This window comes from Nocardia amamiensis (assembly GCF_015477605.1).
GTDB classification, from domain to species: domain Bacteria; phylum Actinomycetota; class Actinomycetes; order Mycobacteriales; family Mycobacteriaceae; genus Nocardia; species Nocardia amamiensis_A.
The window spans coordinates 1-22,861 of sequence record NZ_JADLQX010000037.1 but is presented as its reverse complement, the minus strand read 5'-3'; the positions used below and the strand labels follow the sequence as shown (position 1 = coordinate 22,861).

Below are 22,861 nucleotides of genomic sequence, written 5' to 3'. Positions count from 1 at the left end.
TCGACGGGGAGAGTCCTTCCACGTCGCCTGACGCCCGGGCGGCGACCCATCCGCTGGAAGACCTTGCGGATCACTGTCCGGTACAGCTTGTCGTCCAGCCCTGCAGTTTCTCCAGATGCCGGATCGCGCAGATACGAGTACTCGGACCGTCGGCAATGTCCGAAGATGGTGCCGCCGAGCAGTGCAACTAGGCCCGACTGGCCGTCCACCGTGCGCTCCAGCAGGGTTCAATGCTGGGCCACGGGTGCGATTTCCATTCAGGCGCGGACAATCTTGCTCGCCAGGTCTAGTGAACGGTCGGTGTACTGGAGCGGGGCGGAGTCGCTTGATGCTGCATCTCGGCGCATGCGGTGAATCGAACGTGGCGGAATCGCTCGCGTGCGGTGTCACGGCTCGCTACGGTAAGACGGTGCCAGGGGATGATGGAGGGGATCGGTTTGCCGACGCGATTCGGCTACTGCTTCTGATAGCGGGCACCGCGGACCCGCTCGATGAGATATCAGCAAAAGGGGCACCCGCCAACGCGGTGGCGGTGCTCCGTTCCGAGAGCCGCCTGCAGAAGCTCGACTTCTGGCTGCGGAACCCCGACTACCTTGCCGACGAGCTGCTGAACGACTACGAACGCGAGCAGGATGCGCGCGTGCTGGAAATCGCCAGCTCTATCCTCGATTCGGAAGAACCCGAGATCTGCGCGATCCCGATGCTCCGGTATCTCTTCGGAGCGTTCGAGCACCTGGACCGCGCCCTAAGCGTCCTGGTCGCGCCACGATTGCTGGTGATTGAGACCAGACGGAACGTGACCGGCAAGGTAATCCAGGACAACTACTACCTGACCCAGAAGGGGCGCCAGATCGCTGAGCGGGCGACGGCCGAGTATCCAGAGCTGGCCTGGTACACCGACCGTGCGGTGCTGGTGCGAGCTCTTGCCGACGCCACCGGCCACACCGGGCTGGCCCTCCGCAAACGTCAGTATCTGCAGCGAGACTACGCCTCGACTCCAGTGGGGGAGATCATTCCTTCGATCGCCGACCAGACGCGAAAGCGGCTGGCGAAACTACGGATCGCTGTCTCCGAGGGGGAAGTGGCATGACCTCGAACATGCAGGTCCCTACCGAACAGGAGTTGCACGAGCGAATCGCCGAGCGGCTGGGGGACAGCGCCGATCCCGAACGGGTGGGTGAAATTCTCACCGACCACGGTCTGGAGCTGACAGGCCCACTGCCAACCAAACGCGAACTGGTCGTGCATCGTTTGTACTGTGACGGTGAGAAGTCGGGCACCGACAGCAATGACGGTCCGTTCACGGTCGATATGCGGCTGGGCCGGGGACCATGGGTAATCGCTAGCAAGATCAACTCGGCTGGCAAGTCGAGCCTGCTCTGGGCACTGAGTTTCGCCCTACGGGGGGAAGGTTTCGACGGCTTCAGCAGGCCAGAGACGAAGGGGTGGTTCCACTACGTCCGCGCTGACGTCGAGGTAGGTGGTGTGGCCGCTTCGATCCGGCTGCTGTTCGGACAGCCGGGACGTCCGAGCGTCAAACTGTTGACGGCCAACGCCATGGAGGATCTGCTCGCACTCGAAGGCCGGGACGAGGACCACCCGAACGTGCATATGATCGCGAGCGCTGGGTCAAGTGGAGTCCGCACTCTGATTGGGCGGTTCATGATGGAACGTCTTGGGCTACAGCCAATGTCGGTCTGGACTGTGGAGCAAGGCGCACCGGCCAACACCGATGGCGAACGCGACGGCGCTGAACGCGTACACGGCTGGGCCAGCTACTTCTATGCAATTGCACTCAACTCCGCCAGCGACGGCATCCTGCTGGGCCCCACGGTTATCGGTCAGCTTCCGGTGAAGCTGATGCAGCTGTTCCTGGATGTGCCGTTCGCGCCTGAATTCAGTCGGACCTCGTCGTTGACGAGACTTGCGACGCAGGAGGCGAATCGCGCAGTACGCCGTGCCGGTGACGATGCGCGGAGTCGTCACGACATGATCGTTCCCTTGCGCGAGGCGTTGATCGAGTCCGAGCGGCGATTGCGAGTGGCTGAGGCAGAGCGTCCAGACATGGGAGAGCTCGTCGATGCTGCTGCTCGTGCCGGGGAGGAGTTGGCGGCATGCCAAGAACGACACAACGAGGCGATTGATCAGCTCGCGGCGGCGCGCAAGGCGAGGCAACGGGATCAACGCGAGGAGCGCCATGCCAAGCAGAGTGGCGCTGCACGCTTGCTGCTGGGAGCGCTCGATCCGGAAGTATGCCCGCGCTGCGATCACGCGATTGATGACACGCGGCGCACCGCTGAGAACGCCGACCATCGCTGCTCGGTGTGCGTGAACCCGCTACCCGAGGTCACCGTCGATTCGCAGGCCGCGGCCGACGCCATCGCGCAGATCGAAGCACGCGTCGAAGCCTCTCTGCTCGTGGAAAGACGGTGTGCCGCTGCGGCCGACACGTCCACGGGCTCACTTGCCAAGGCGCGCGTTCGCTACGAACAAGCCAGTGAAAAGCTGCATGCGGCGCGATCCGGGAGTTGGTTCGCCCGCTACGAAAAGTGCAAACAGGAATTTCAGCAGTTGCAGGGTGCCATCGCGGTCGTCACCGGCGAGCGTGGAGGCGCGGCGTCGACGGCGCTAGTGACCGCCATTGACGCCGTCAACGCGGAACAGGCGAGTATGCTCGATGACGCGATCGACGAGAAGCAAGTGCTGACGGCCACCACCGTTGTCCTCAAAGAGTTGGTCGACGCGAACAGTCGTGCGCTCTTCGCAGAATTGAACGACGAGATTGTTCGGATCGCCCGCCGATTGGGCGTCACGAACTTGACGAGTGTCAGCTTCGACCTTTCGGGGCGCCTCAACGCCGTAAAATCTGGGGCACGGCACTCATTCAGGAAGTTCAGCCCTGTGGACCGTCTCCGAATGCGAATTGCGACGGTTGTCGGGATGATCAACATCGGGCGTCGCCGTGGAATCATGTCCCACCCGGGCTTGCTACTTGTAGACGCTCCGACCGCGGACGAATTGACCCCGGAAGTGAAATATCAAGTGCTGGCCGCTCTATACGACACAGCTGCAAATGTCCCCGGTATGCAGGTCATCATCACCTCGATCGAGGAGCCGATCTGGACGATCTTTCCGGAAGATCGCATCCTCACGGGGCGGCATGGGCGAGAATTGTTCTGAGCGGTGGTCACGTCATATGCGGAGCTGTGATGGGGGGAGGGGCAATGCATCCCATGGACGAGCGAATCGAGGCGTGGGCACGTGAGACACCTGCCGCCGAGCGCACGTCCGGGCCAACTATCGAGGATTTAGGTGGTCTTGAAGAGATAGTCGCTCAAGCCGATTACTTCATCACGGGGCCCTTTCTTGGATATCTAGTCACCGCCGCCGGACGGGACACTGACATCGGGCTCACCCCCGCGCTTGCTGACACGATTGTCGCCGGACTGGCCACGTCGACGCGACATGCAGCCTTCGCTGAAGCAGCCGATTCGCTTGCGGCCCGGCCTCATCTGGCCCGATTGCTCGGAAAGCCCGTGACGAGGGCGCTTCTCGCCAGAATCACCGCTGCAGGCGAGGTGACGGAAGATCCCGCCATTGCGCTAATCGGAGCCGAATCTGCCGAATGCCTGCTGCAGCTGTCACTGGCAAAAGTCACGACGGTGGCCCAGCTTGCAGGCAAGCTGGACGAGGTAACTGAGGACGTGGCCGCACTGCCGGAAGAGTTCGCGGTCAGGATCCCGCGGCTGCTAGGCGTTCTCGATGCTCACCTCCCCGGGGTAGGCATGCGTCAAGCCCTGGAGCGGTGCCTACCGTACGGCCACACCTTTCGCGACGCTGCATTTGAGCTGGCCTTATCGGACCTACGCAGCGCGCTCGAACAACACGATTATCAAGCCATCGCCGCCCGTATGTCAGACGTTCGAAGTCAGCTGCTTGTGCTCACCGAGACGGACTCCGGCCGACTGGACGCCACGATCTACCTGGCCGCGATCGAAGGGTTGCTAGGTCTGTCGGCACCCGACGCCCGGAGCGGGTCTCGACAGCAGCAGCTGTCCTGCACGAGAACCTCCAGCGGTATCGGGCATGGCGAATGCGGACCAATACCCCGTCGTGGAGTCGCGCACGTCAGGACGATATTGCGTCATGGGCAAAGCTCACTACCGTGCTGGACGATGCTGCACGGCACATGGGGCGGAACGACCCCTGGTACGACCACGGACACGCCATTTTGACGACGCTCGTGAGCGCATACACGGCGCATCACACCCTCACCGTCCTCGCCGATACACCTGCTCAAAGGGCTGTGGAAACCCTCGTCTCACCAGTTATCGAAGACGTGTTCTTGCAGGACGAGAATCGACTCCGGATACTGAGGTACGCGCTGGCGCACGACGACGAGTTGCGAGACGCCCCTGGGGCCCAAATGCTCGATGCCGCTCTGAGAGCCCGACTCGGCCAGCGGGATTCGGCAGCAACGGTCGAGGAGCCCGACCCGGGAAAAGCTCGACGCTGGCATCGACTCGCGCGCCAGCTCCCCCAAGACTTCCCCGCGATTGTCGCTAATAACGGTGAAATGGTTCTGGATGCACTAGAGAGCGCATTGCGAGACACCGATGATCTCGCTGCTTCTACCGCTGATCCCAAGTACAGCAGGCTCATGAGGTCGCTTGCCGAACGACTGTCGCGCTCAAGCGACTGGTCCGCGGCGGGTGTCGCCGAGTCTTTTCTCGCACTGCTGGACGTAACGATCAACTTCATGTACTACTCCTACGACGTCGGTCGCAAAATGGGTGGAGGTTACACGGAACACCTTCGCCTGCGCGATAAGGATGGAAAGAAGCAGAAGGTCGACGAGGCTCTGTTTCATCAGCACTATCTCAGCTTCGTGTACGGCACACCGCTCCTTCGGATAGTTCACTCCGAGGTGATCGATAAAGCTGGCGGACGCGTGGATATCCTCTTCGCTTTCCCGGCTGCACAGATAAATGTTGAATGCAAAATAGAGGAGAAGGACGCGAGTCGAGAAGGTCTGAGGCAGTATGTAGCTCAGGCGGCCGAATATCAGAACACTGGGCCCTCTTTCGCTGTCCTGCTGGTCCTGGACAAGACAGTCGGTTCAGAAGGGGCGGCAAATCTGTTTGACAGTGTTTGGATCGAGGAAGTCCAGCGGCGCGATGAGCGAGAACCGTGCCTGGTCGTCGTGGTACGGGTGCCCGGCGGTCGTGAGAGCCCGAACGATCTTCGGCCGGGCGCAAGCCCTGCCAACGCCTGAGGCTGTAGGTGAGAGAACTTGGTCTCCGTCATAAGCGTCCAACGATCCAGACAGGCCGACGTGGGTAGACCATCTGGCGTGGGGATCGGACAACGTTGGCGCAGCAGTCCAACCTATGCTCGGTTTTCAACCGATCGGTGCCGCGATCACAGACACCGACCGCGTTGAGCGCCCTGCCGCATCCAGGAGGTTCGTGTCGGTGACCCTTCTTATCCTTGCTGCAGCGACTGTAGGAAGGATTGTTATGGGTCCAGGACGTGTTCCTGAGCTGGGCAGGTCACTGGCAGAGTTGTTTCCAGATATCGCCCAGCAGTGGCACCCCAAGCAGAACGGTGACGTACATCCAGATGCGGTCCGGCCGAACTACCGGGAGAAGGTCTGGTGGGTGTGTCCCGAATGCGGTCACGAATATCCCATGGCACCGCGGGTACGGACGGCAAAGCCCTTCAGCGGGTGCCCTCCGTGCTCCTACCGGCGCGCCGGCGTCAAACTTCGCCGACCTCTGCCCGGTGAGTCGTTGCAGGAGGTCCGGCCCGATGTAGCCGCGCAGTGGCATCCGACGAAGAACGGTGACACGACTCCGTCAGATGTGAGCCGAGCCAGTCGCGACAAGGCGTGGTGGTTGTGTGCTGACTGTGGTCACGTATGGGAAGCTGCCATCGCTAATCGGACCTCCGGGAAGCAAACGAAATGCCCTGAGTGCAACCACCGGAGGAAAGGCCTTCCTCGGCAAGGTCAATCGCTCGCAGATCTGCACCCGAACCTCATGCCGGAGTGGCACCCGACGAAAAATGCGGGCCTCTTCCCTCAGCAGCTCAAGCCTGGCTCACACAAGCCGGTCTGGTGGCGCTGCTCCCGGTGCGGACACGAGTGGCCGGCGGCCCCACTGACCCGAACCAAGCAGGGCAGCGGTTGTCGCCCGTGCAGCTACATCACCCGCATTGCAGCACGTGATGTACCAAAGCCGGGACAGTCGTTCGCCGAACTATTCCCTGACATCGCCGCCCAGTGGCATCCGACAAAGAACAACCGTCGGCCCGAAGAACTGAAGCCGGGCAGTGACATCAAAGCATGGTGGGTCTGCCCGCGGCGTGGCCACGAATGGGAGGCGCGCGTATACACCCGCACCGGCTCTTACAAGACTGGTTGTCCGCACTGCCGTGACATGCCTGAAGAAGGACAGTCCCTGGCGGATCTGTACCCCTCGGTCGCAGCCGAATGGCACCCGACGAAGAACGATCGGCGCCCCGAGGACTACCGATCGGGCAGCGCCGAGAGCGTGTGGTGGAAGTGCAAGCCGCGAGGCCACGTGTGGGAGTCGACCATCAGCAACCGAACAGCTGCCGGGGGAAGGAGCTGCCCGAAGTGCACGCTATGGGGCGTGTCCGAGCAGGAAATCCGGCTTCGCTACGAGCTCGAGGCCGCCGGATGTCTCGTCGATCATGATTTCCCGCGGATCACGGTTTCCGGCCGCCCACCTGTCAACGCCGACATCGTGATGCCAGACTATCGAGTGGTCATCGAATTTGACGGAGCCAGATATCACGGAACTCCGGAAGCCGCGGTGCGAGATCGCACGCAGAGCGATGCGCTCTCTGCGGCTGGATGGACTGTCATCCGGGTCAGGCAGGAACCCTTGCAACTGCTAGATTTGCACGACGTCCAGATGCCTGCCGGATCGACGACGAAGCATACCGCGCTGCTTGTTCTGCAGAAACTGATCGACCTCGGCTTCCGGCCATCGAAATCCGCTGCGTATCAGGAAGATCCGAATCCATGGGCCACGGCCGAGGCCGACAGTGTGATCTATAGGCATCATAAACGAAGCCTCGCCACTGCCTTTCCTGACCTCGCCAAGGAATGGGACACCGAGCACAATGGTGACATTATCCCCGAACAAACGAATCCGGGGAGCAGAGAACCTGTGTGGTGGGTGTGTGCGACATGCAGCCACGAGTGGAAGACAAGTCCGAAATGCCGCACAACAGGTGGGAGCGGATGCCCCCGCTGCGCGCGCCAACGGGGTGCAGCCGCGAACCGCACACCGAGTCCTGGCCGGTCCGCTGCGGATCTTCGGCCCGACCTATTGCGGATCTGGGACGTTGAGCGCAACGGGTCATTGACGTTGTACGACTTGAAGCTGGGTACTGCGACCGAAGTCCATTGGCGGTGCCCAGACTGCGGACACCGATGGAAGATACGTCCACGACGTACCGGATGTCGGCCCTGCGCTGTTCGCCGGCGAGCGATTGCACGGCGCACACCCCCGTCAGGACAGTCATTCGGCGAGCTTCATGCCGAGCTGGCCACAACATGGCATCCGAGAAGGAACGGTGATCTCACTCCCAGTCAGGTCAACCCCGGATACAGCCGTAAGGTGTGGTGGCTGTGCCCCCATTGCGCACACGAATGGCCCGCGACGGTTGCGGCGCGGGTCAAAAACGGGCGTGGGTGCCCTCCCTGTGCCTACAAGAAGAGCGGCTTAGCCCGTCGGCGGCCGACCCCGGGAAAATCGCTCAGAGAAACGCATCCGCTACTCGCCGAGCAGTGGTGTGACGAACTGAACGGCGCGCTGCGACCGGAGAATGTCAAGGCCAACAGCACCGATCGGGCCTGGTGGGAATGTCCCGATTGTGGCCGGCAGTGGGAGACGTTCATCTGGGCTCGGGCGCTCCAGGGTCACGGATGCCGCGCCTGCTCCTCCGTAAAGCGTGGTCGAGATCGTAAGCCGCAGCCGGGCAACACAATTGTTGATATGCGTCCAGATCTACTGCTTCTCTGGCACCCGACCAGAAACACTGATGTGGTCCCGACGGACATCAGTCCGTCCAGCCACCGTTCCGTGTTTTGGTTGTGCCCAGACTGTGGACACGAATGGGACTCACGCCCTGCGAATGCTGGATGTAGGCCGTGCGGATCCAGACGGACTGGTGCGAAACTCCGCCGAGTCAAGCCCGGAAATTCTTTGACCGAACGCGCTCCCGAACTGGCCGCGCAGTGGCATCCGAAACTGAATGGCGCTGTAACACCATCAGATATCAATGCTGGCTCGTCCGACAACTACTGGTGGCAATGCTCGGACTGCGGTTACGAGTGGCAAGCTCGCCTAACCAACCGGACAAGACAAGTCTACCTTTGCTTTACATGTAAAACACGAATGTAAGCGTCACGCTCGATGTTCTATGCCGAGGTTCGTGGCGCGGCGTTTGCGCGCCTGGTCGCGGTCACGGGTCAGTTCCAGCGATCGAGGGTGCAGATCGATTCGGCCCGGGCCGGTCTCGATCGGCGACTTGACGGGTTCATCAGTGCACTTGAGGCGCTCGGTCATCGCCGTCACCCCGGCGGGGCGCGTGTTGGCGAACGGATCAAACATTGTGGGTCGCCTCCCACTTCTCGTAGTCCGTGCGCGGTCTGGTCGGTGGTGAGGTACGCGGCCTTGTACAACTCGATGTCGCGGCCGAGAGGACGGGCACTGCCGACAACGGTGTACCGTTGTCGGCAGTGCCAGATCACCCGGACTTCAGTCCGGTTGCCAGGTTAGCCGTTCTTCGATGAACGTCAGGGTCTCTGCGACGGCGCGGTCGTGCATGTTCGCTTGCAGCGGGGAGTGCTCGATGTCCAGTCGGGTGAGTACCTTCTCGATGTGCTGGTCGGCGAGTGCGCGGAATCCCATGTCGGTGTCTCGCGGTTTTGCCAGACCGAGCGGCAGTCGGTTGTCCAGCACTGTGCGCAGGACGAGGTCGTAGTTGTGGACATGTTTGGCGATGAGGTGCTCAAGTTGCTGGATGCGGTGCGGGTCGGCGCGGTGGTCGCGGTAGTCGAGCGCTGCTTCGTAGTAGCCGAGGGCGTCAGGTACGGCACGGTCGATTAGTACGACGTTGGCGGTTGCCCATGATTGGATTTCGTTGCTGATGCCGCGGGTGATGACCCACAGTGTGGATGCCCAGGTGTGGTTGTACAGGATTGGCAGGCCGAGTTGCTGGGCTTGGGCGCCGAGGTCGCTGACGACGGCGACATTCACTCGGTCGCGTCTGAGCTCGTCGGCGAGTCGAGTCAGGAAGGTCGTCTTTCCCGTGGAGTGGGTTCCGGTGATCGCGACAGTGACTGGTCGCACCACTTCGGGTCGTGGTTGGCTCACCAGAGTCCTCCTTCAGGCTCGGGTGTCGGCACGAACTCTTTGGGTGCGGCTGCGTCGACAAGACTGGTCCAGTCCAGGTCGGTGTCGTCGATGAGTTTGCACAGCAGCAGCCAGGCGGCCCAGGCGTCGTAGCCTGCACGGTGGTATCCCTGTTCCGCCAGTGCGGAGACGTCGAGGTGGGCATGGTCGATGAGTTTGTCGAGGCTGTACCCGGGCAGGCCGGGCCAGGCTTTCTTCGCGAGTCGGAGAGTGTCCAGCACCATGGGTGGCGTCCAGTACGGCAGGTGTGCGGCGAGGACTCGTTGTTCGATGCCGGCGTTGTGGGCTACGAGGGTGCGTTGTGCCAGTGCGGCGTCGATCTCCGGTGCGACGTCTGCCCATCGGGGGCAGTTGTCGACGTCGTTGTTGGTGATGCCGTGGACTTTGCGGGTGACGATCGGGGTGATCGGGTGTTGTGGGCGGATGAGCCATGACCGGAGGTCGGTATGGCTGGCGGTGTCGCCGGAGACGGGGAGGATGGCGATCTCGATGATTTCGGGTGGTGTCTGGCCGTTGCCCTCGACGTCGACAACGGCGAGGTTGTTGCCGCGCAGTGCGTTCGGGATGGCGATCACTGCTTCTCCTTGCTCTCGGGCCAGCCGAGGTCGGCGCGACCGTGGCGGTGGGGGTGGTGCGGTTTGGTGACGTCGTGGACCTGGTAGCGCAGGTTGTGTTGCATGAGGTAGCGCGGCTGCTCCGATAGGCCGCTGACCACGATTGCGCGGTCGTTGACCTCCACTAGACTGCCCCCGAGTTGCTCGGCGAATGTGGCTGCCTGCTGGGTGTCGGGGCGGTGCCAGTCGTCGGCGCAGCGCTGGATCTGGGCGGTGGGGCAGATATCGCACAACTCGCGGATACCGTAGTGGCCGTTGTAGTCGGCGACGCCATGGGCGTAGGCGACGGCGCAGCTGGTCTTGCGAAACAGTGGCGATCCGGTGCCGTGTTCGGCTGCCGCATTCAGGATGCGGTGTTCGATGTCTGCGGGGAACACTTTGCGGCGCGCGCCTTCCAGGTACGGTTCGGGCAGTCCGTGCGACTGGTAGTAGTCCCGGATTTCGTCTTTGAAGAACAGTCCGGTGAAGACGGTCGCGTGCGCGTAGTGGCTCAGTTCGAACGCGTGTTGGAGGTGGTCGTCGGTGTCGTTGAGCGCCGGGACGATCGGTCGCCAGTACAACACGACCCGGTATTTGTCGGCGTGCTGGTAGGCGGTGCGCAGGGATGTGGCGGCGATGTTCGAGTCGACGGGCTCGATGCGATCGTCGTCGATGCCGGAGTGTGTGACGAGGACGGTGAGTCGAAGGTTGCTGATCGAGTTGAGGATGTCGCAGTCGGCGGGTTCGATGCGCCAGCGGGTGATGACCAGGACGTGGTTGGTCAGCGCTTGCTGGTCCAGCAGTCTGAGCATCTCGAACGTGTGCGGCTTGACCGGCGGCAGCATGGGGTCGGTGGCCCGGTTGAACAGCTGGATCGGGGTGATGTGGGGCCGGAAGTATGGGTGTGCGAGCAGCATGGCCGCGGCGTCGGCGTCGGTCATGAGGGCGCGTGGTGTCTTCATCTCGAAGTTGTCGAAGACGTGCCGGATGCAGTATCCGCAGTCGAGCGGGCAGCCGATGATGTGGTTGACGCTCAGTCCAGATTTCCGGTATTCGATGACTTCGCGCAGGTCTGGTCGTAGCAGTTCCTGTTGCGCAACGGTGAGGAGCGGCAGTTGCCGCCTGGCGCGGGACAGGCTGGATACTTGCTCGCGGTCGCTCATGGCAAGCGCCTTTCAATCGGTGATTCGCGGCAGTGGTTCGGTGGGTGCGGACGCGGTGGCGCGCGGCCGATGACGTTCTGCGGCGTCGAGGGTTCGGTCGATTGCCCGACGTCGGGCGCAGTGTCGGCGGTCGCATTCGCGGTGGTGGACCAGTTGCTCGCGGGCCTGGGCCACCGACAGTGGACGGTGTGGCGCGTCGTGGGAGAGCCGGTCTCTGATGGTGGCGACGGTCAGCTTGCCGCTGCGCTGTGAGCGCGAATGCAGCAGTAACCAGCCACCTGTGCCGATGACACTTGCCCCGACCAGCACGTAGATGACCGTGACAGCTGAGAACGTGTCAATTGTTCTGCGCCTCATCTGCGAACCAGCGCCACGGTTGGGAGTTGGTGATCTGCTCGACGAGATCGGTCCACCGGTTGGCGAGTTCGCCAAGTGCTGTCCATGCTTGGTGCACGGCGCCGACTGATTCCGAGCCCAGCCGCAGCCGGTCGGCTTCGACCTCAGCTGCAGCCATGTCATCGAGCAGGGCACCGAGCGACCTTCGCGGGCTGCTGGTGCCCGGCCGCGAAGGGATGGCCAAGGCGACCCAGTTGTCCACCATTGAAGCCACTTCCGATCGGCGGCGGTCGATGCTGTCGCTTCGGGTTGGAAAGAGTGCGCGATTCAAGTGAAGTTGGCCGAAGGCGCGGGCCTGGCGGATGAGGAACGTGTCAGATGGTCTGTCGCGGAACGCGTTTCGGATAGCATCCGCCACCGATCGATAGTCTGGAAGCACGACTTCGGCGCCAGTCCTTTCGATCAGCATGGTGCGTTGGTTTGACGTCATGGCGCGTCCTTCCTGCGTCGCTGTGGAACGCCGTAGACGCCCGTGCCGCTGGCTCCTTTTCGTGGAGCGACATCCGTGAGACAGGCCGTCTTGCCGAATTCGACGCGGTCAGGATTCGGCGGTGCTGGCGCGGACATCTCCTTGCTGAGATCCGTCTCCCAGAAGCCGCCCGGCTCGGCGCGAACAGCGCTGCTCATGTTCGACCTGCCGTCCGGCAAGACCGGGGGCTTGGCTTCGTTCAGGACCTCTTCGGTGTCGCATGCTTCGCCGAGCTGCGCAGACGGCGCATCGGCCGAGGTGTGGCGCACCTGGACTTCGACCGGGCCGGGGTTGGCGTCGCGCTCTTGAGGTGAAGGTGGTCCTGCGGCACGCATCCGTGCGGCGTGCTCTGTCATGCCCAGTTGGTCACACCAGGCGAGCATGGAGTGGTAGATCTGTCGTGGAGTTGCCTCTGTCTCGTTGCCGCTATGCACGGCCATTGATTCGCCTCTCGCCGTCGGAAAATCCCGACGCCGGGGGCTTTCGCCACCAACCGCGGCTCACCGCTGGTCGGTGTGCCGGGATGTGGGACCGGCATCGACCCGGCGTCGGGTGTCTTCGACGCTATGGCGAAAAGCAAAGAGGCGGAATGAGTTTGGCGTTGCCTTATCGTTGCCTGTCAGCAGGCGGCGACTTCGGCGACCAGGCGGCGTAGTGCGACGCTGTGGCGATCGGCCGACAGGTCATTCAACGCTCGGCGTGCGTGAGCGATGCCTTCGGCCCGGTCGCCGGACTTGGCGAGTGCCAGTCCTCGGTGGATTTCGAGGTGAGTGGCGTAGCGGGCGAATCGATTGGGCATGGTCCGCTCGGCCTCTTGCTGAGCCCGGTCGGCGGTCTGGTCGCCGAGTCGAGCCAGCACCAGCGAGATGTCGACGTTCATCCGCCACTCCGGCATCGCCCAGTCGGAAACCTCGTCGGTAGTGCCCACCGAGTCGAAGACACGTTGTGCGTCTTCGAGCGCAGTCCGGGTGGCTGATTCGTCGCCGCTGAGAGCGTGGACGTTGGCCAGCGAGATGAGTGACATCAGCCGACCCACCGTCGGAGCTTGGGATATCTGGCTGCCTGCCTGCGCCAACTCCTTGCAGACGGACAGGGCTGCGCTCGGATGGGCCATGTTCAGCGCTGAGCGTCCGCGCACCCATACCTGGGTGGATGTGTCGTCGGATCGGTCGGCGGCGCTCACCGCTGCCTGATACCAGCGCGCGGTTGCCTGGCTGTCGACCACGTCGGACAGCGGGGCGCCGTGCAGAACCATGAGGCGGGCGGCGATGGCCCACATCTGGCGAGACAGCAACTGCGGGCGCAGAACGATCAGATCTGCTGCGATGCGTGACTGCATCTCGGCTGCACCGACAGTCATGCAGTCGGCGGCGTGCTGCTCCATGCGTGCTGTCCAGGCATCGATGCCGATCGGCATGACGTCGTCTTCGAACATGCGCCGGACAGCATCGGTGACCGGGCCGGGCACGACGGCACCGGCCAGACCACCGAGCAGGGTACGACGGCGTATGTCCACTCCGAGTTGCTCCTCGTATCGGTCGATGATCCAATCGGGGACGGCTTTCCCGGCCGGTCCCGTTTCGACCCGGCTCAGGTACCCCTTATCGAGCATGATCCTCTTCGACATCTCGCGCAGCGAGACATCCGCGGCCACACGTGCATCCCTGAGCATCTGTCCTGTCACCAGCATGACACCACCCCCTGAATAGGCAACGCACAGGCAACGCCGAAACACTGTGCCGACTCGTCGCACCGTTCGACGCTGGTGCGCAAGCCAGAGCGGCGGTGGCATCGAACGGTGATGAGGAGTGCGACATGTCGGATTTTTGCAGAGTTTCGATGGCAACAACCATAAGCCGACCAGGGCGTTTCTCGCCGGGACAACGGCCTACGCGGAATTGGCCAAAGAATTGGTCAGGCTGTGCCGCCAGTCGGCGGGGAGTCGGGCTGCCTGATGCGGATGTGTCGTGTCATGGTGTTCGTTCGGCGACGCCGTGCAGACGAGGGAGTAGTGATGGGACGTGAGCTGTCCAGAATCTTCAAGGCGTACGACGTGCGGGGGCTCGTCGACGTCGACCTCGACGAAGACCTTGTCCGGCAGATCGGAGCAGCATTCGCACGGGTGGTCAGTACAACGGTCGCGGTCGTGCGGGACATGAGGCCGTCATCGGAGTCGTACGCTGCGGCGTTGATCGATGGCGTGACCGGCCAGGGCCAGGATGCGATCGATCTCGGGCTGGGTTCGACCGACCTCGTCTACTTCGCCGCAGGACAGCTCGATGTCGCTGGCGCGGTGATCACCGCCAGCCACAATCCCGCCCAGTACAACGGCATCAAACTGTGCCGCCCTCGGGCCGTGCCCGTCGGGCGGGGCAGCGGACTCGATGACATCCGAGGCATGATCCACCACGGCATCCCGTCGTACACGGGATCGACAGGCCGAATCGTCAAGCGCGACGACCTGCCCTACCGCTACGCCGCGTACCTCAGGGAACTGGTCGATCTGTCCGGCATCCGACCTCTCAAGGCAGTGGTGGACGCGGGCAACGGCATGGCGGGGAAGATGGTTCCGATCGTCTTCGATGGATTGCCGGTGGAGCTAGTACCGATGTACTTCGAGCTCGACGGCACCTTTCCCAACCATGAGGCGAACCCGCTCGACCCCGCCAACCTGGTTGATCTTCAGACAGAAGTTCGACGCGTCGGCGCGGATATCGGACTGGCCTTCGATGGCGATGCCGACCGCTGCTTCGTCGTCGACGAAACCGGTACACCCGTCTCGCCATCATCGATCATCGCGCTCATCGCTAGCCGAGAACTGCGAAAGGCTCCGGGCTCAACGATCGTTTACACCGCGATTACCTCCCGCGCGGTGCCAGAGATCATCGCCGAACACGGCGGGCAACCCGCACGGACGAGAGTAGGGCACACACACGTCAAAAGCCTGATGGCCGAACGTGACGCCATCTTCGGTGGTGAGCATTCCGGCCACTATTACTTCCGCGATTTTTGGAACGCTGATACGGGAATGCTCGCCGCGCTCCACGTCTTGGCTGCTCTCGGCAGCACGGATCAACCACTTTCCCGGCTGATCTCCCGATACCACCGCTACGTCGCATCCGGGGAGATCAATTCCACGGCAAGCGACGGCGCCAGGGTGCTGGCCGCTGTCGAGCAGGAGTTCGCCGATGCCGAGATCGATCGACTCGATGGGCTCACCGTCCAGCTTCCTGGCGGCGCGTGGTTCAACCTCAGAGCCTCCAACACCGAGCCTCTGCTTCGCCTGAATGTCGAGGCACCGGACGAACACGCCATGGCACGGCTTCGAGACGATGTGCTTGCCCTCATCCGGCGGTGACTACCGCGCCATAGCAAGACTTTCCGAGCGGCGGGCTTGACCACGCATTCGGTGTTGAACGGCGAGCAATCGGCGGCACCAGCACGTGTTGACAAATCTGGTCTGCTCGGCGCTGGTGCAACTGTGCTACAGCCCTTGGTCGTATTCGTGACTGTAACCGTAGTCAGGACCGAATTCCGGTGCGTCGAAGGGCTCCTCGCGGCTCGCCTGGGTTTCGGCAGCGGCGGGAGCCTGCGCCAACTCCGGTTCGTCGGGCGCATTGAGGTCGAGATAGCGGCGGGCGCGGTCTTCGAGGTCGCGTTGCTCCGGGGTCAGCTGCGCGCGGCGCTGCTGTTCAGTGAGCGCGTCGTCGAGTTGACGCTCCTCGCGAAGCCAGCGTCGTTCCGCCTGCGCCAGCTGATGCGCAAAGGCGCTGTCGCTCTGCTCCGCGGCGGCCAGCTCGGCGGCGCGCGCGGCATGGTTGTCAGCACGGTGAAGTGTCGAGTCCCATACGTCCTCCGCGAGGGGCACCGCGGCCCGGGAGCGGCGCGCGGCATCGCGGGCGGCAAGCAGATCGTGCTCGGCATCGCTGACGGCTCGGCGCAGGTGCTCGACGCGGGAAGCGTGCTCCGCGCGGAGGGCGCGCGCGGTATCAGTGCCGGTGCGCCACCACGGGATCTTGGGTGGGCTGTCCTGCATGGTCGCCTGCTTCTGATGGGCGATGGAGACTGCGTGTTCAGCGGCCACGACCGCGGCCTGTGCTTCGCGTGCGGCACGGATCGCCAGCGCCTGTTGATCGAGTTCTGCGTGAGCGCGGCGTACAACGTCGGCGTCGTTGCCGCGCTCATGTCGCTGGCCGCGTTCGATGATGAGACCCATGTCCAGGATTGGGTCGAGATCGAATTCGAGTTGAGCGGAATGGATCTCGTCTTCCAGTTCGGCGTCGCTCATCCTCCGCCACCGGTCGACCTGGACCTCAGAGACGGCGCGGGTGAGCTGGTCGGTGTTGCGCCGCTGGGCTTCTTCGAGGGTTTCTACCAGCCGCCAGCGCAGCGCGGCCGCGGGCTGCTCGTCCGGCAACGGACGCTGCGCCGCCGCGGTGCGGACAGCGGTCGGTATGTCCAACCCAGTGGCGACGGCGTGGGACAGTTCCTCGGCCAGCTGCGGCCAGTACGGGTCTGTGGTGATCCGTTCGTCGATATCTTGGGCGAGGGCTGCCCAGCGGCGGGTGTTGGTGTCGAGGTCGCCGAGACAGGACCGCACCGCGGCATCCAGCTGTAGCTGGGTGTGGCGTTCGTCGATTGGGTATTGCACTGGGCCGGTTGGGCGTCGGTCGTGGTCGGGGATCGCGTGCGCGGCGCGCCAGATCGCGAGGGAGGCTGTGAGGTTCGGGTCGTGCTCGGCCAGCTGTTGCGCCCACACCGGTGCGGTCTCGGGCGTCCAGCCGCGGGCGGTGTCGTGAATCTGGGTGGCCAGGTCCTTGATCTGGTCGGCGCGGTATTGAAGGTGCTGACCGTAGTTGGTGTCGTTGCGCAGGACGGCTGGGATCACCGGGATCCATCCCAGCGGGCCGCCGATGGTGTGGTGGCCTATGCGCCACACGAGTACGGCGGCTTTGTCGTCGGCGGTGTCGAGTTCGCGCGCGGTGACGGCGTCGGTGAGCGCGGTGATCGGGTCGCGCCCGGTCAGGGCGACTATGGCCAGGTGCTGGCGCAGCACCGGCCACGCCGCCTCGTCGGTGAGACCGGGCATGAGTCGTTCGGCGGCTGCGGTGACGGCGGTGTGGTGCTCGGTGCCGAGGTGTGTGTCTGCGACCGTGGCGAGTGCCTCGAGGTAGGCGTCGATGGCTCCGGCGAGTTGGCGTTGGGGGTCGGCGGCCTGGCGGGTCTGGGTGGTCGCGGAGACTTGGCTTCCGTCGCGGCCGAGGATTTGGGTGAGCAGGTCGATCGCGGTCGGTGGGTGCAGCGCGTTCCACGTCTCGGCGGGAGCGTCCTGGCCATCGCCCGCGGTGGCGAGGTAGAGGTGTCCGCCGGCGCGGGCGCGGGAGGCCAGTACATACAGCTGGAAGCAGTCCTCGCTGCCGGTCAGCACGCCGTGGCAGGTGTCGGTGGTCAGGCCTTGCGCGGAGTTGAGCGTGCGGGCGTAGCCGAGTTCGACGCATTCACGTACGTAGTCGGTGGGTAGGGTGACTTTGCGGCCGGATCCGATGTGGCTGGCGGTGATCCGCCCGTCCGAGTGGACGGCACGGACCTTCCAGCGGTAGCCGTTGCGGACGTGATCGGTTTGCGATATCCGCAGCCGATAGTTGTTCTCCTTGGTCGTGATGATGTCCCCGACCGAGGCCGAAAGCCCGTCCGACAGCAGCGTTTCCGGTCCGTGCAGGCCTTCGCGGCGGAGGCGTTCGTCGCGGGCGAGGGCGTTGAGCTGGCGCACCAGCTCGTTGGTCGGTGCCAGCAGCGCGACGTCGCGGCCTTGGGCGTAGTCGACCCGCCACGCCCGGTACGCGGCGTGCACTACGGCGCCGAGGGTGCCGACGTGGACGCGGCCGTGGTCGGTGTAGAACGCGATCGCGGCCGTATCGCCGTGGCGTAGGGCGAGGCTGGCGGCGCGCTCGCTCGGGTTGTCGAAGCGGACCACGCTGGTGAGGGTGGCAGCTCCGGCGTGGTGGACAATGTCGCGGATCACGCCCCCGGCCTGCACGGAGGACAGTTGCCGGTCATCACCGACCGCGCGCACGCTGGCCCCGCGTTCGATCAGCCAGGACACGGCCGCATCCAGTTTCAGAGTGGGTGTTTTCGCGGCCTCGTCCAGTACGACGAGGGTGCGGGGTCCGATCGCCCGCACCCAGTCCGGTGCATCGTCGAGGGCCCGCTCGCCCGACCGGATGTCGTTGATCACGGTGACGAGCATGTCCACGGTCTTGGAGTCCGCGCCGATCTCGCTGCCGAGGACACCGGCGGCCGGTCCTTCCGGCGCCAGCCCGAGCAAGGTGCCACCTTCGGCGGTCCAGGCGCGCACCAGCGCGGCCATGGCGGTGGTCTTCCCGGTCCCCGCTGGGGCGATCGCGACGTGTAACCGGCGTCCGGAGGTGGCGAACTCGCGCAGCAACTGCACTTGGCCGTCGTTGAGCATCTGACCGTTGTTGTTGGCGGCGTGCTCGATGATCGCGGCATCCACCGCGGCCGCCGGGATAGTGCGCCCGCCCCTGAGCAGGCTCGCCGCGATCAGGCGTCCCTCGGCCGCGAGAATCTGTGGGCTGGTGTAGAGCTGGGAGCCGGAGGTGGTGAACACACTGGACCCGTCGCGGCGGGTCAATGCCTCGACGCTGGGTGCGATGTCCTCGGCCTCTGGTGTGCCGCGCGGGATCGACCGCGGCTCGCTCAAGGCGGCGTCGGTGACCTGGGTGATCAGGGTGTGCCAGTCGGCCGGGTTGATGCTGCCGCGCAGCTGGCGGGTGGCTTCGGCGCGAATGTGGCGGAACTGCCAGGTCGCCCGGGAATCGGACACGACCTCCACCACTCTCGCGGCAGTCGCGGCCACCCACGCGGCGTTAGTGACCTCCCGCTGCGGGATCGGCTGTCCCAGTGCGGTCGCGACCATCGCATCAACCGCGCTCTCACCGCCGAGCAGCTGCACGGCGTCGCGGCGCCAATCAGCGCGCTGCTCAGCACGCGAACGGGCCGCCACCTTGTGGCCGCGGGTCTTCAATGTGGATTCTTGAGCGAGGTCGTGCAGCTCACCCGGTGTCGGTTCGCGGCCACGCTCGGCCTGAAACCGCGTCGTGCGGGTGGTCAGCTCGGCATCCACCGCAGCCGATCGCTTCGACCATTCCTCGGCCAAGCGCTCCTCGACGCCGACGATCTCCCGCACCAGCCGCTTCCCACGCCGCCGACGGCCGCTGCTGTGACGTTCAGCGAACTGCACACCGACCGACTGCTCAAGGTAGTGCTCCAACCGGGTATTGAACAGCTCGGACGCGGCGACGTTGTGCTGATAGATCATCCTGCCGTCGAGTGCACCCCACTGCCCGTCATGGCGTTTGACCGCGTTCGAAACCACCACGTGGACGTGCAGATTCGGGTCACCCGCGCGACTATCGCGGTGCTGAAACGTGGTGGCGATCAGACCACCGACGACGTCGACCTGGCGGCGGCTGTGCCGACCGACCCGGGTGAACACCGCGTGCTCCTCGAGATAGACCAGCGCGTCGCGCAGGGCGGCATCCACGGCGGCCTCGATCTTTTCCGACACCTCACGTGGGGCCAGCGCCCACAACGTCGACACCGACTTGACCGGCGAGAACGTGAGGTCGAACCCGGCGACCCGCTTCGAGGTCGCTCGGCTGGCGCGGGCCACCCAGCCCGACAGCTCCCGGTCGTCGCGGGGTGGGCGGCCGTATTCCTCGGCGAACATGCGCTGGGCGACCTCGGTGGCGATGCGGCTGCGCTCCTCAGCGGGGATCGGGGCGTAGTCGACGCGGCCGTGCTCGGCGTTGTAGGCGGCATACGCCCGAGTCCGCTCGTAGCGGTAGGAGTACTCCGCCACCGCGTGTTTGGTGAAGGGGGCACCCAGCCGGACCAGCCGTACTGCGTGCGCCCGCGCGGTGCGACGCGAGATGCCATCCGCGGCGAGGGCTTGTACTTCGGCGGTGATCATCGCCTCGGCGTTCGGGTGCAGGCCGTGACCGAACAACGCCCGCATCTGCGCTTCGGTCACCACCTCACCGGCCTCGATACCGACGTTCGGCAGGCCGGAACCCAGCCAGCGGCCAGGGGATTCGCCGCGCTCGCTGTAGTAGGTCGAAAGGTCCTGCGGGCCGCGGTCGTTCACGTCCTGCGTGGCGATCGAGCGGAGATAATAGGTGTAGCCGTCGCCACTGCCGAGCTTCGCCAGTGACATCACACAATCCACCGTACGCGCCCCGACTGCGAAGTGGCCGTGATGTTTCCGCGACCAGAGAGCATGAGGTGTGACGGATTGTGATAGTAGGGCTCACCTTAAGTTTGGTCGTCTTGTTCGCAGATTGTTTGCGGTGTGCGGGGATAGCTTCGGGTGTTGCAGAGTTTGGATGTAGTTTGCGGGTTCTGAGGATGCAGTCTGGGTGGTGAGATGGACTCCGTGCCCGTGGGAAGGCTGAGGCGGGTGCACGGGGACGCGCCCGACACCGTCAGAGGGTTCCGGCAGCGATCGCCGAAAATCCAGCGAAGTTCGGTCTGTGCACTGGTAGGCAGTGAAATTTTCAGCTGGTATGAGCCGCAAGGTAGTTTCGCGCTCAGGCAGGTCCGAGGTGACGGTAGATGGTTTTATGTGGGGGGAACGTCGAAGGACTGGGTAACGAACGATGGTGAGTGTCGGTCAGGCGGAGTCGGCTCGGGCAGCCGTGTTCGCCGAGGTGATCATCCGGGGCGGCTCGGAGCATCAGAGGGCGGACGTCGTGGATGGGCGCCAGGATCTGTTCGACCAACCGCATTGGTTGGACATGCTGGCAGAACTGCGGAAGGCGTTGCCGGGGTTGCCGTCGTTGTCGTTGGATACAGCGGTGTCGGAGCAGGCACTCCCAAGTAGGGAGCGCGGTGTTCGAGGTCGAGGAGCGCCGCAGTTGGTCAAACGGCAGACTGTGCGGGACGAGTTCGCCGCCGGAAAGCCGGTTGCCCGTGTGGCGTATACCTTGGCCAGGCGCCACGGTGTCGAGGACCGGACGCCGTGGCCGGTGAAGGCGGTGGTCAACGCCAAGCTGTTGACGGTTCCTGTCGATAGCATCACCTCCGCGATGCTCACCGCCGAGTCGATGCCGCAAGTGGTGGAGGTAATAACGCGGCGGGCGCGGAATGAGTTGGATGTGCTCGCTCCTGCGCTGTTGTTGGAAAAGCAGAGCCGTATCTACCTGGACTCGGATGGGGCTCGGATCGGCAGATTGCTGTCGGATGCGGCGCGCAGCTACGGGGTGGTCGCACCAGGTCCGTACATGACGTTGTTGGCCCAGAACTGGTCGATGCTTTACTGGGCGCAGGCAGTCGCCACCGCCGGTCGGGTATTGGTCGACCCGGATGGCGACCATGATTTGTACTTCGCAGATGGGCTTGCAGGACAGGCGATCCTGTCTGACGCCGCGCGGTGCGCCGGATGGGACATGGCGCTGCCGTCGACGTGCGGCGTGCTGCTCGCGGTAGGGGATGTGGAGACAACGCATGGGGTGCTGCTGGCGTGGCGGGATACCGGCACATACGTGGATATCGTACGGATTCCGATAGCTACGCTGTGTCGACGTCTACGTAATCCGAACCTGAACAAGAGTATGTGGTCGATGGTGAGGATCGACCGGGAAACCGGAGTGGCGGACTCCTATGGGACCACGAAGGGCGTGGAGGAGCTGGGGCGTTTGACGCGGCTGTTGGCGGCAGCACCGACGGGGCCAGGGACACGGCGTGTGCCGTCCCTCGGCGGTGCGCGTCGGCCTCGTCCTGCTGTGGTGGTGCGGTACACCGCGAAACCCGTCGGTCACCATGACAGTGAACCTCGGGCAGCGGTAAATCTGGAGGCGCTGAAATGGCGTGTTCGGGGCCACTACCGGCGTCAATGGTATCCATCGTTGGGGAAGCATCGAACAATCTGGATCTCCGAGCACTACGCCGAGCGCGGGAGCGACGGCGAGCTGGTGGATCGACCGGTGGTAACTAAGCTCAGCCAGCCGCACTCTTCTCAGATTGAGGTTCCAGTGGAACCCGCCGAATTTCCAACGGATGCGGCGAAATAGCTGATCGTCAGGTGCAGCGAATTCTATTGCGCAGCAACTACTTCTTCCGTTGATGCGAGCAGAGAGCGAAATCGTCCGGCTGGCTGTCGCGAATTCAAGTCTGCTGATGCTCAGGCGCACCTTCGCGCACAGGTGGTAGCGAAATCACCGGGAGTCGGCTTTCATAGAAGGCGGGAGAATCGGCAGGCCTGGAGGAACCATGCCCTTCGATCTCCACGGTCAGCTCTCTACTGACCCTCTTGGCGCCCGAGCTGTTCCTGGGCCTTTGCCGCCCGCGCCGCTATCGTTCACGACTACTCGCCCCAGCGCATCGGTCTTTGGTTCTCGGCGGAGGGATAGCCACGCCCGAACGCACGGGGCTCGCGATCGGTGCAGAACGAGATGCGGATCATCAACGGACAGCCGCCAGTTGGCGACCGTAGTCGAGGACGTGCGCCGTGCGCTCTGATCGCGGCAACGCTCATGATGACGCTGCCCGAAGCTGCACGAAGGACCTCACAGTCTTCGCCCCGGGCGGCCCGCCTGAGCTGAACGCCGTAGCCGCTAAAGTGTTGCTGGAGATTATCCTCCTGGCCAGTCCCCGATAACGCGACCACCCGGTAGTAGAGCCCGGGTTGTTTCGTCTGTTGTCAGTTGATCCGACAGTCCACCGGGTGGTGGGTGTGGGTGCAGGCCGCAGCGTACTCGGCCGGTGTCC

The 22,861-nt window shown here is 64.0% G+C and carries 16 protein-coding genes; 8 read left to right on the top strand and 8 right to left on the bottom strand.

Annotated features, from left to right (window positions below):
• Positions 1–328 precede the first annotated feature (328 nt).
• The 5 genes from IU459_RS31815 (at position 329) to IU459_RS40205 (ending at position 8,438) form a co-directional block, all read left to right on the top strand.
• Positions 329–1,090 carry a hypothetical protein gene (locus IU459_RS31815; RefSeq protein WP_228838812.1) on the top strand — a complete coding sequence of 254 codons (762 nt, stop codon included), beginning with the start codon at positions 329–331 and terminating at the stop codon, positions 1,088–1,090.
• On the top strand, positions 1,087–3,180 hold the full coding sequence (locus IU459_RS31810; protein ID WP_195133294.1) for a hypothetical protein: 2,094 nt from the start codon (positions 1,087–1,089) through the stop codon (positions 3,178–3,180). Before IU459_RS31815 ends, IU459_RS31810 begins: the two co-directional genes overlap by 4 nt.
• Before the next feature lie 53 nt (positions 3,181–3,233).
• On the top strand, positions 3,234–4,235 hold the full coding sequence (locus IU459_RS31805; RefSeq protein ID WP_195133293.1) for a hypothetical protein: 1,002 nt from the start codon (positions 3,234–3,236) through the stop codon (positions 4,233–4,235).
• Positions 4,166–5,275 (top strand): hypothetical protein, encoded by a 1,110-nt coding sequence (locus IU459_RS31800; protein WP_195133292.1) that lies wholly within the window; start codon positions 4,166–4,168, stop codon positions 5,273–5,275. Before IU459_RS31805 ends, IU459_RS31800 begins: the two co-directional genes overlap by 70 nt.
• Before the next feature lie 115 nt (positions 5,276–5,390).
• Positions 5,391–8,438, top strand: coding sequence for a zinc-ribbon domain-containing protein (locus IU459_RS40205; protein WP_369123101.1), 3,048 nt, complete (start codon positions 5,391–5,393; stop codon positions 8,436–8,438).
• A 3-nt stretch (positions 8,439–8,441) separates the two neighbouring features.
• Here IU459_RS40205 and IU459_RS31790 read toward each other — a convergent pair whose 3' ends face one another.
• The 4 genes from IU459_RS31790 to IU459_RS31775 all read right to left on the bottom strand — a co-directional run bounded on the left by IU459_RS31790 (position 8,442) and on the right by IU459_RS31775 (position 11,208).
• A complete protein-coding gene (locus tag IU459_RS31790; RefSeq protein WP_195133290.1) occupies positions 8,442–8,648 on the bottom strand; it encodes a hypothetical protein in 207 nt (68 codons plus the stop codon).
• A 147-nt stretch (positions 8,649–8,795) separates the two neighbouring features.
• A complete protein-coding gene (locus IU459_RS31785) occupies positions 8,796–9,413 on the bottom strand; it encodes an AAA family ATPase (RefSeq protein WP_195133289.1) in 618 nt (205 codons plus the stop codon).
• The gene (locus IU459_RS31780) at positions 9,410–10,027 is read right to left on the bottom strand and encodes a 3'-5' exonuclease (RefSeq protein WP_195133288.1); all 618 of its coding nucleotides are present in this window, start codon (positions 10,025–10,027) and stop codon (positions 9,410–9,412) included. The genes IU459_RS31785 and IU459_RS31780 overlap by 4 nt, the downstream gene beginning before the upstream one ends.
• Positions 10,024–11,208 (bottom strand): hypothetical protein, encoded by a 1,185-nt coding sequence (locus tag IU459_RS31775; RefSeq protein WP_051023405.1) that lies wholly within the window; start codon positions 11,206–11,208, stop codon positions 10,024–10,026. The genes IU459_RS31780 and IU459_RS31775 overlap by 4 nt, the downstream gene beginning before the upstream one ends.
• On the opposite strand from IU459_RS31775, the gene IU459_RS31770 reads away from it, so the two are divergent.
• On the top strand, positions 11,191–11,460 hold the full coding sequence (locus tag IU459_RS31770; protein WP_195133287.1) for a hypothetical protein: 270 nt from the start codon (positions 11,191–11,193) through the stop codon (positions 11,458–11,460). The two genes, IU459_RS31775 and IU459_RS31770, sit on opposite strands and share 18 nt — an antisense overlap.
• A gap of 85 nt (positions 11,461–11,545) precedes the next feature.
• Here IU459_RS31770 and IU459_RS31765 read toward each other — a convergent pair whose 3' ends face one another.
• From IU459_RS31765 to IU459_RS31755, 3 genes are all read right to left on the bottom strand, one after another.
• The gene (locus IU459_RS31765; RefSeq protein ID WP_157172540.1) at positions 11,546–12,034 is read right to left on the bottom strand and encodes a DUF4254 domain-containing protein; all 489 of its coding nucleotides are present in this window, start codon (positions 12,032–12,034) and stop codon (positions 11,546–11,548) included.
• On the bottom strand, positions 12,031–12,513 hold the full coding sequence (locus tag IU459_RS31760; RefSeq protein ID WP_157172539.1) for a hypothetical protein: 483 nt from the start codon (positions 12,511–12,513) through the stop codon (positions 12,031–12,033). Before IU459_RS31760 ends, IU459_RS31765 begins: the two co-directional genes overlap by 4 nt.
• Before the next feature lie 179 nt (positions 12,514–12,692).
• Positions 12,693–13,727, bottom strand: coding sequence for an XRE family transcriptional regulator (locus tag IU459_RS31755; protein ID WP_195133286.1), 1,035 nt, complete (start codon positions 13,725–13,727; stop codon positions 12,693–12,695).
• 360 nt (positions 13,728–14,087) lie between these two features.
• Here IU459_RS31755 and IU459_RS31750 point away from each other — a divergent pair, with 360 nt between their 5' ends.
• Complete coding sequence (locus tag IU459_RS31750; RefSeq protein WP_040786634.1) at positions 14,088–15,431, top strand: phosphomannomutase/phosphoglucomutase; 1,344 nt, start codon at positions 14,088–14,090, stop codon at positions 15,429–15,431.
• Positions 15,432–15,557: 126 nt separating this feature from the next.
• On the opposite strand, the gene mobF is transcribed toward IU459_RS31750, so the two are convergent.
• Positions 15,558–20,309 (bottom strand): MobF family relaxase, encoded by a 4,752-nt coding sequence (mobF, locus tag IU459_RS31745; RefSeq protein ID WP_195133285.1) that lies wholly within the window; start codon positions 20,307–20,309, stop codon positions 15,558–15,560.
• 442 nt (positions 20,310–20,751) lie between these two features.
• Between mobF and IU459_RS31740 the strand changes: the two genes are divergently transcribed.
• A complete protein-coding gene (locus IU459_RS31740) occupies positions 20,752–22,164 on the top strand; it encodes a hypothetical protein (protein ID WP_174372097.1) in 1,413 nt (470 codons plus the stop codon).
• Positions 22,165–22,861: the final 697 nt, after the last annotated feature.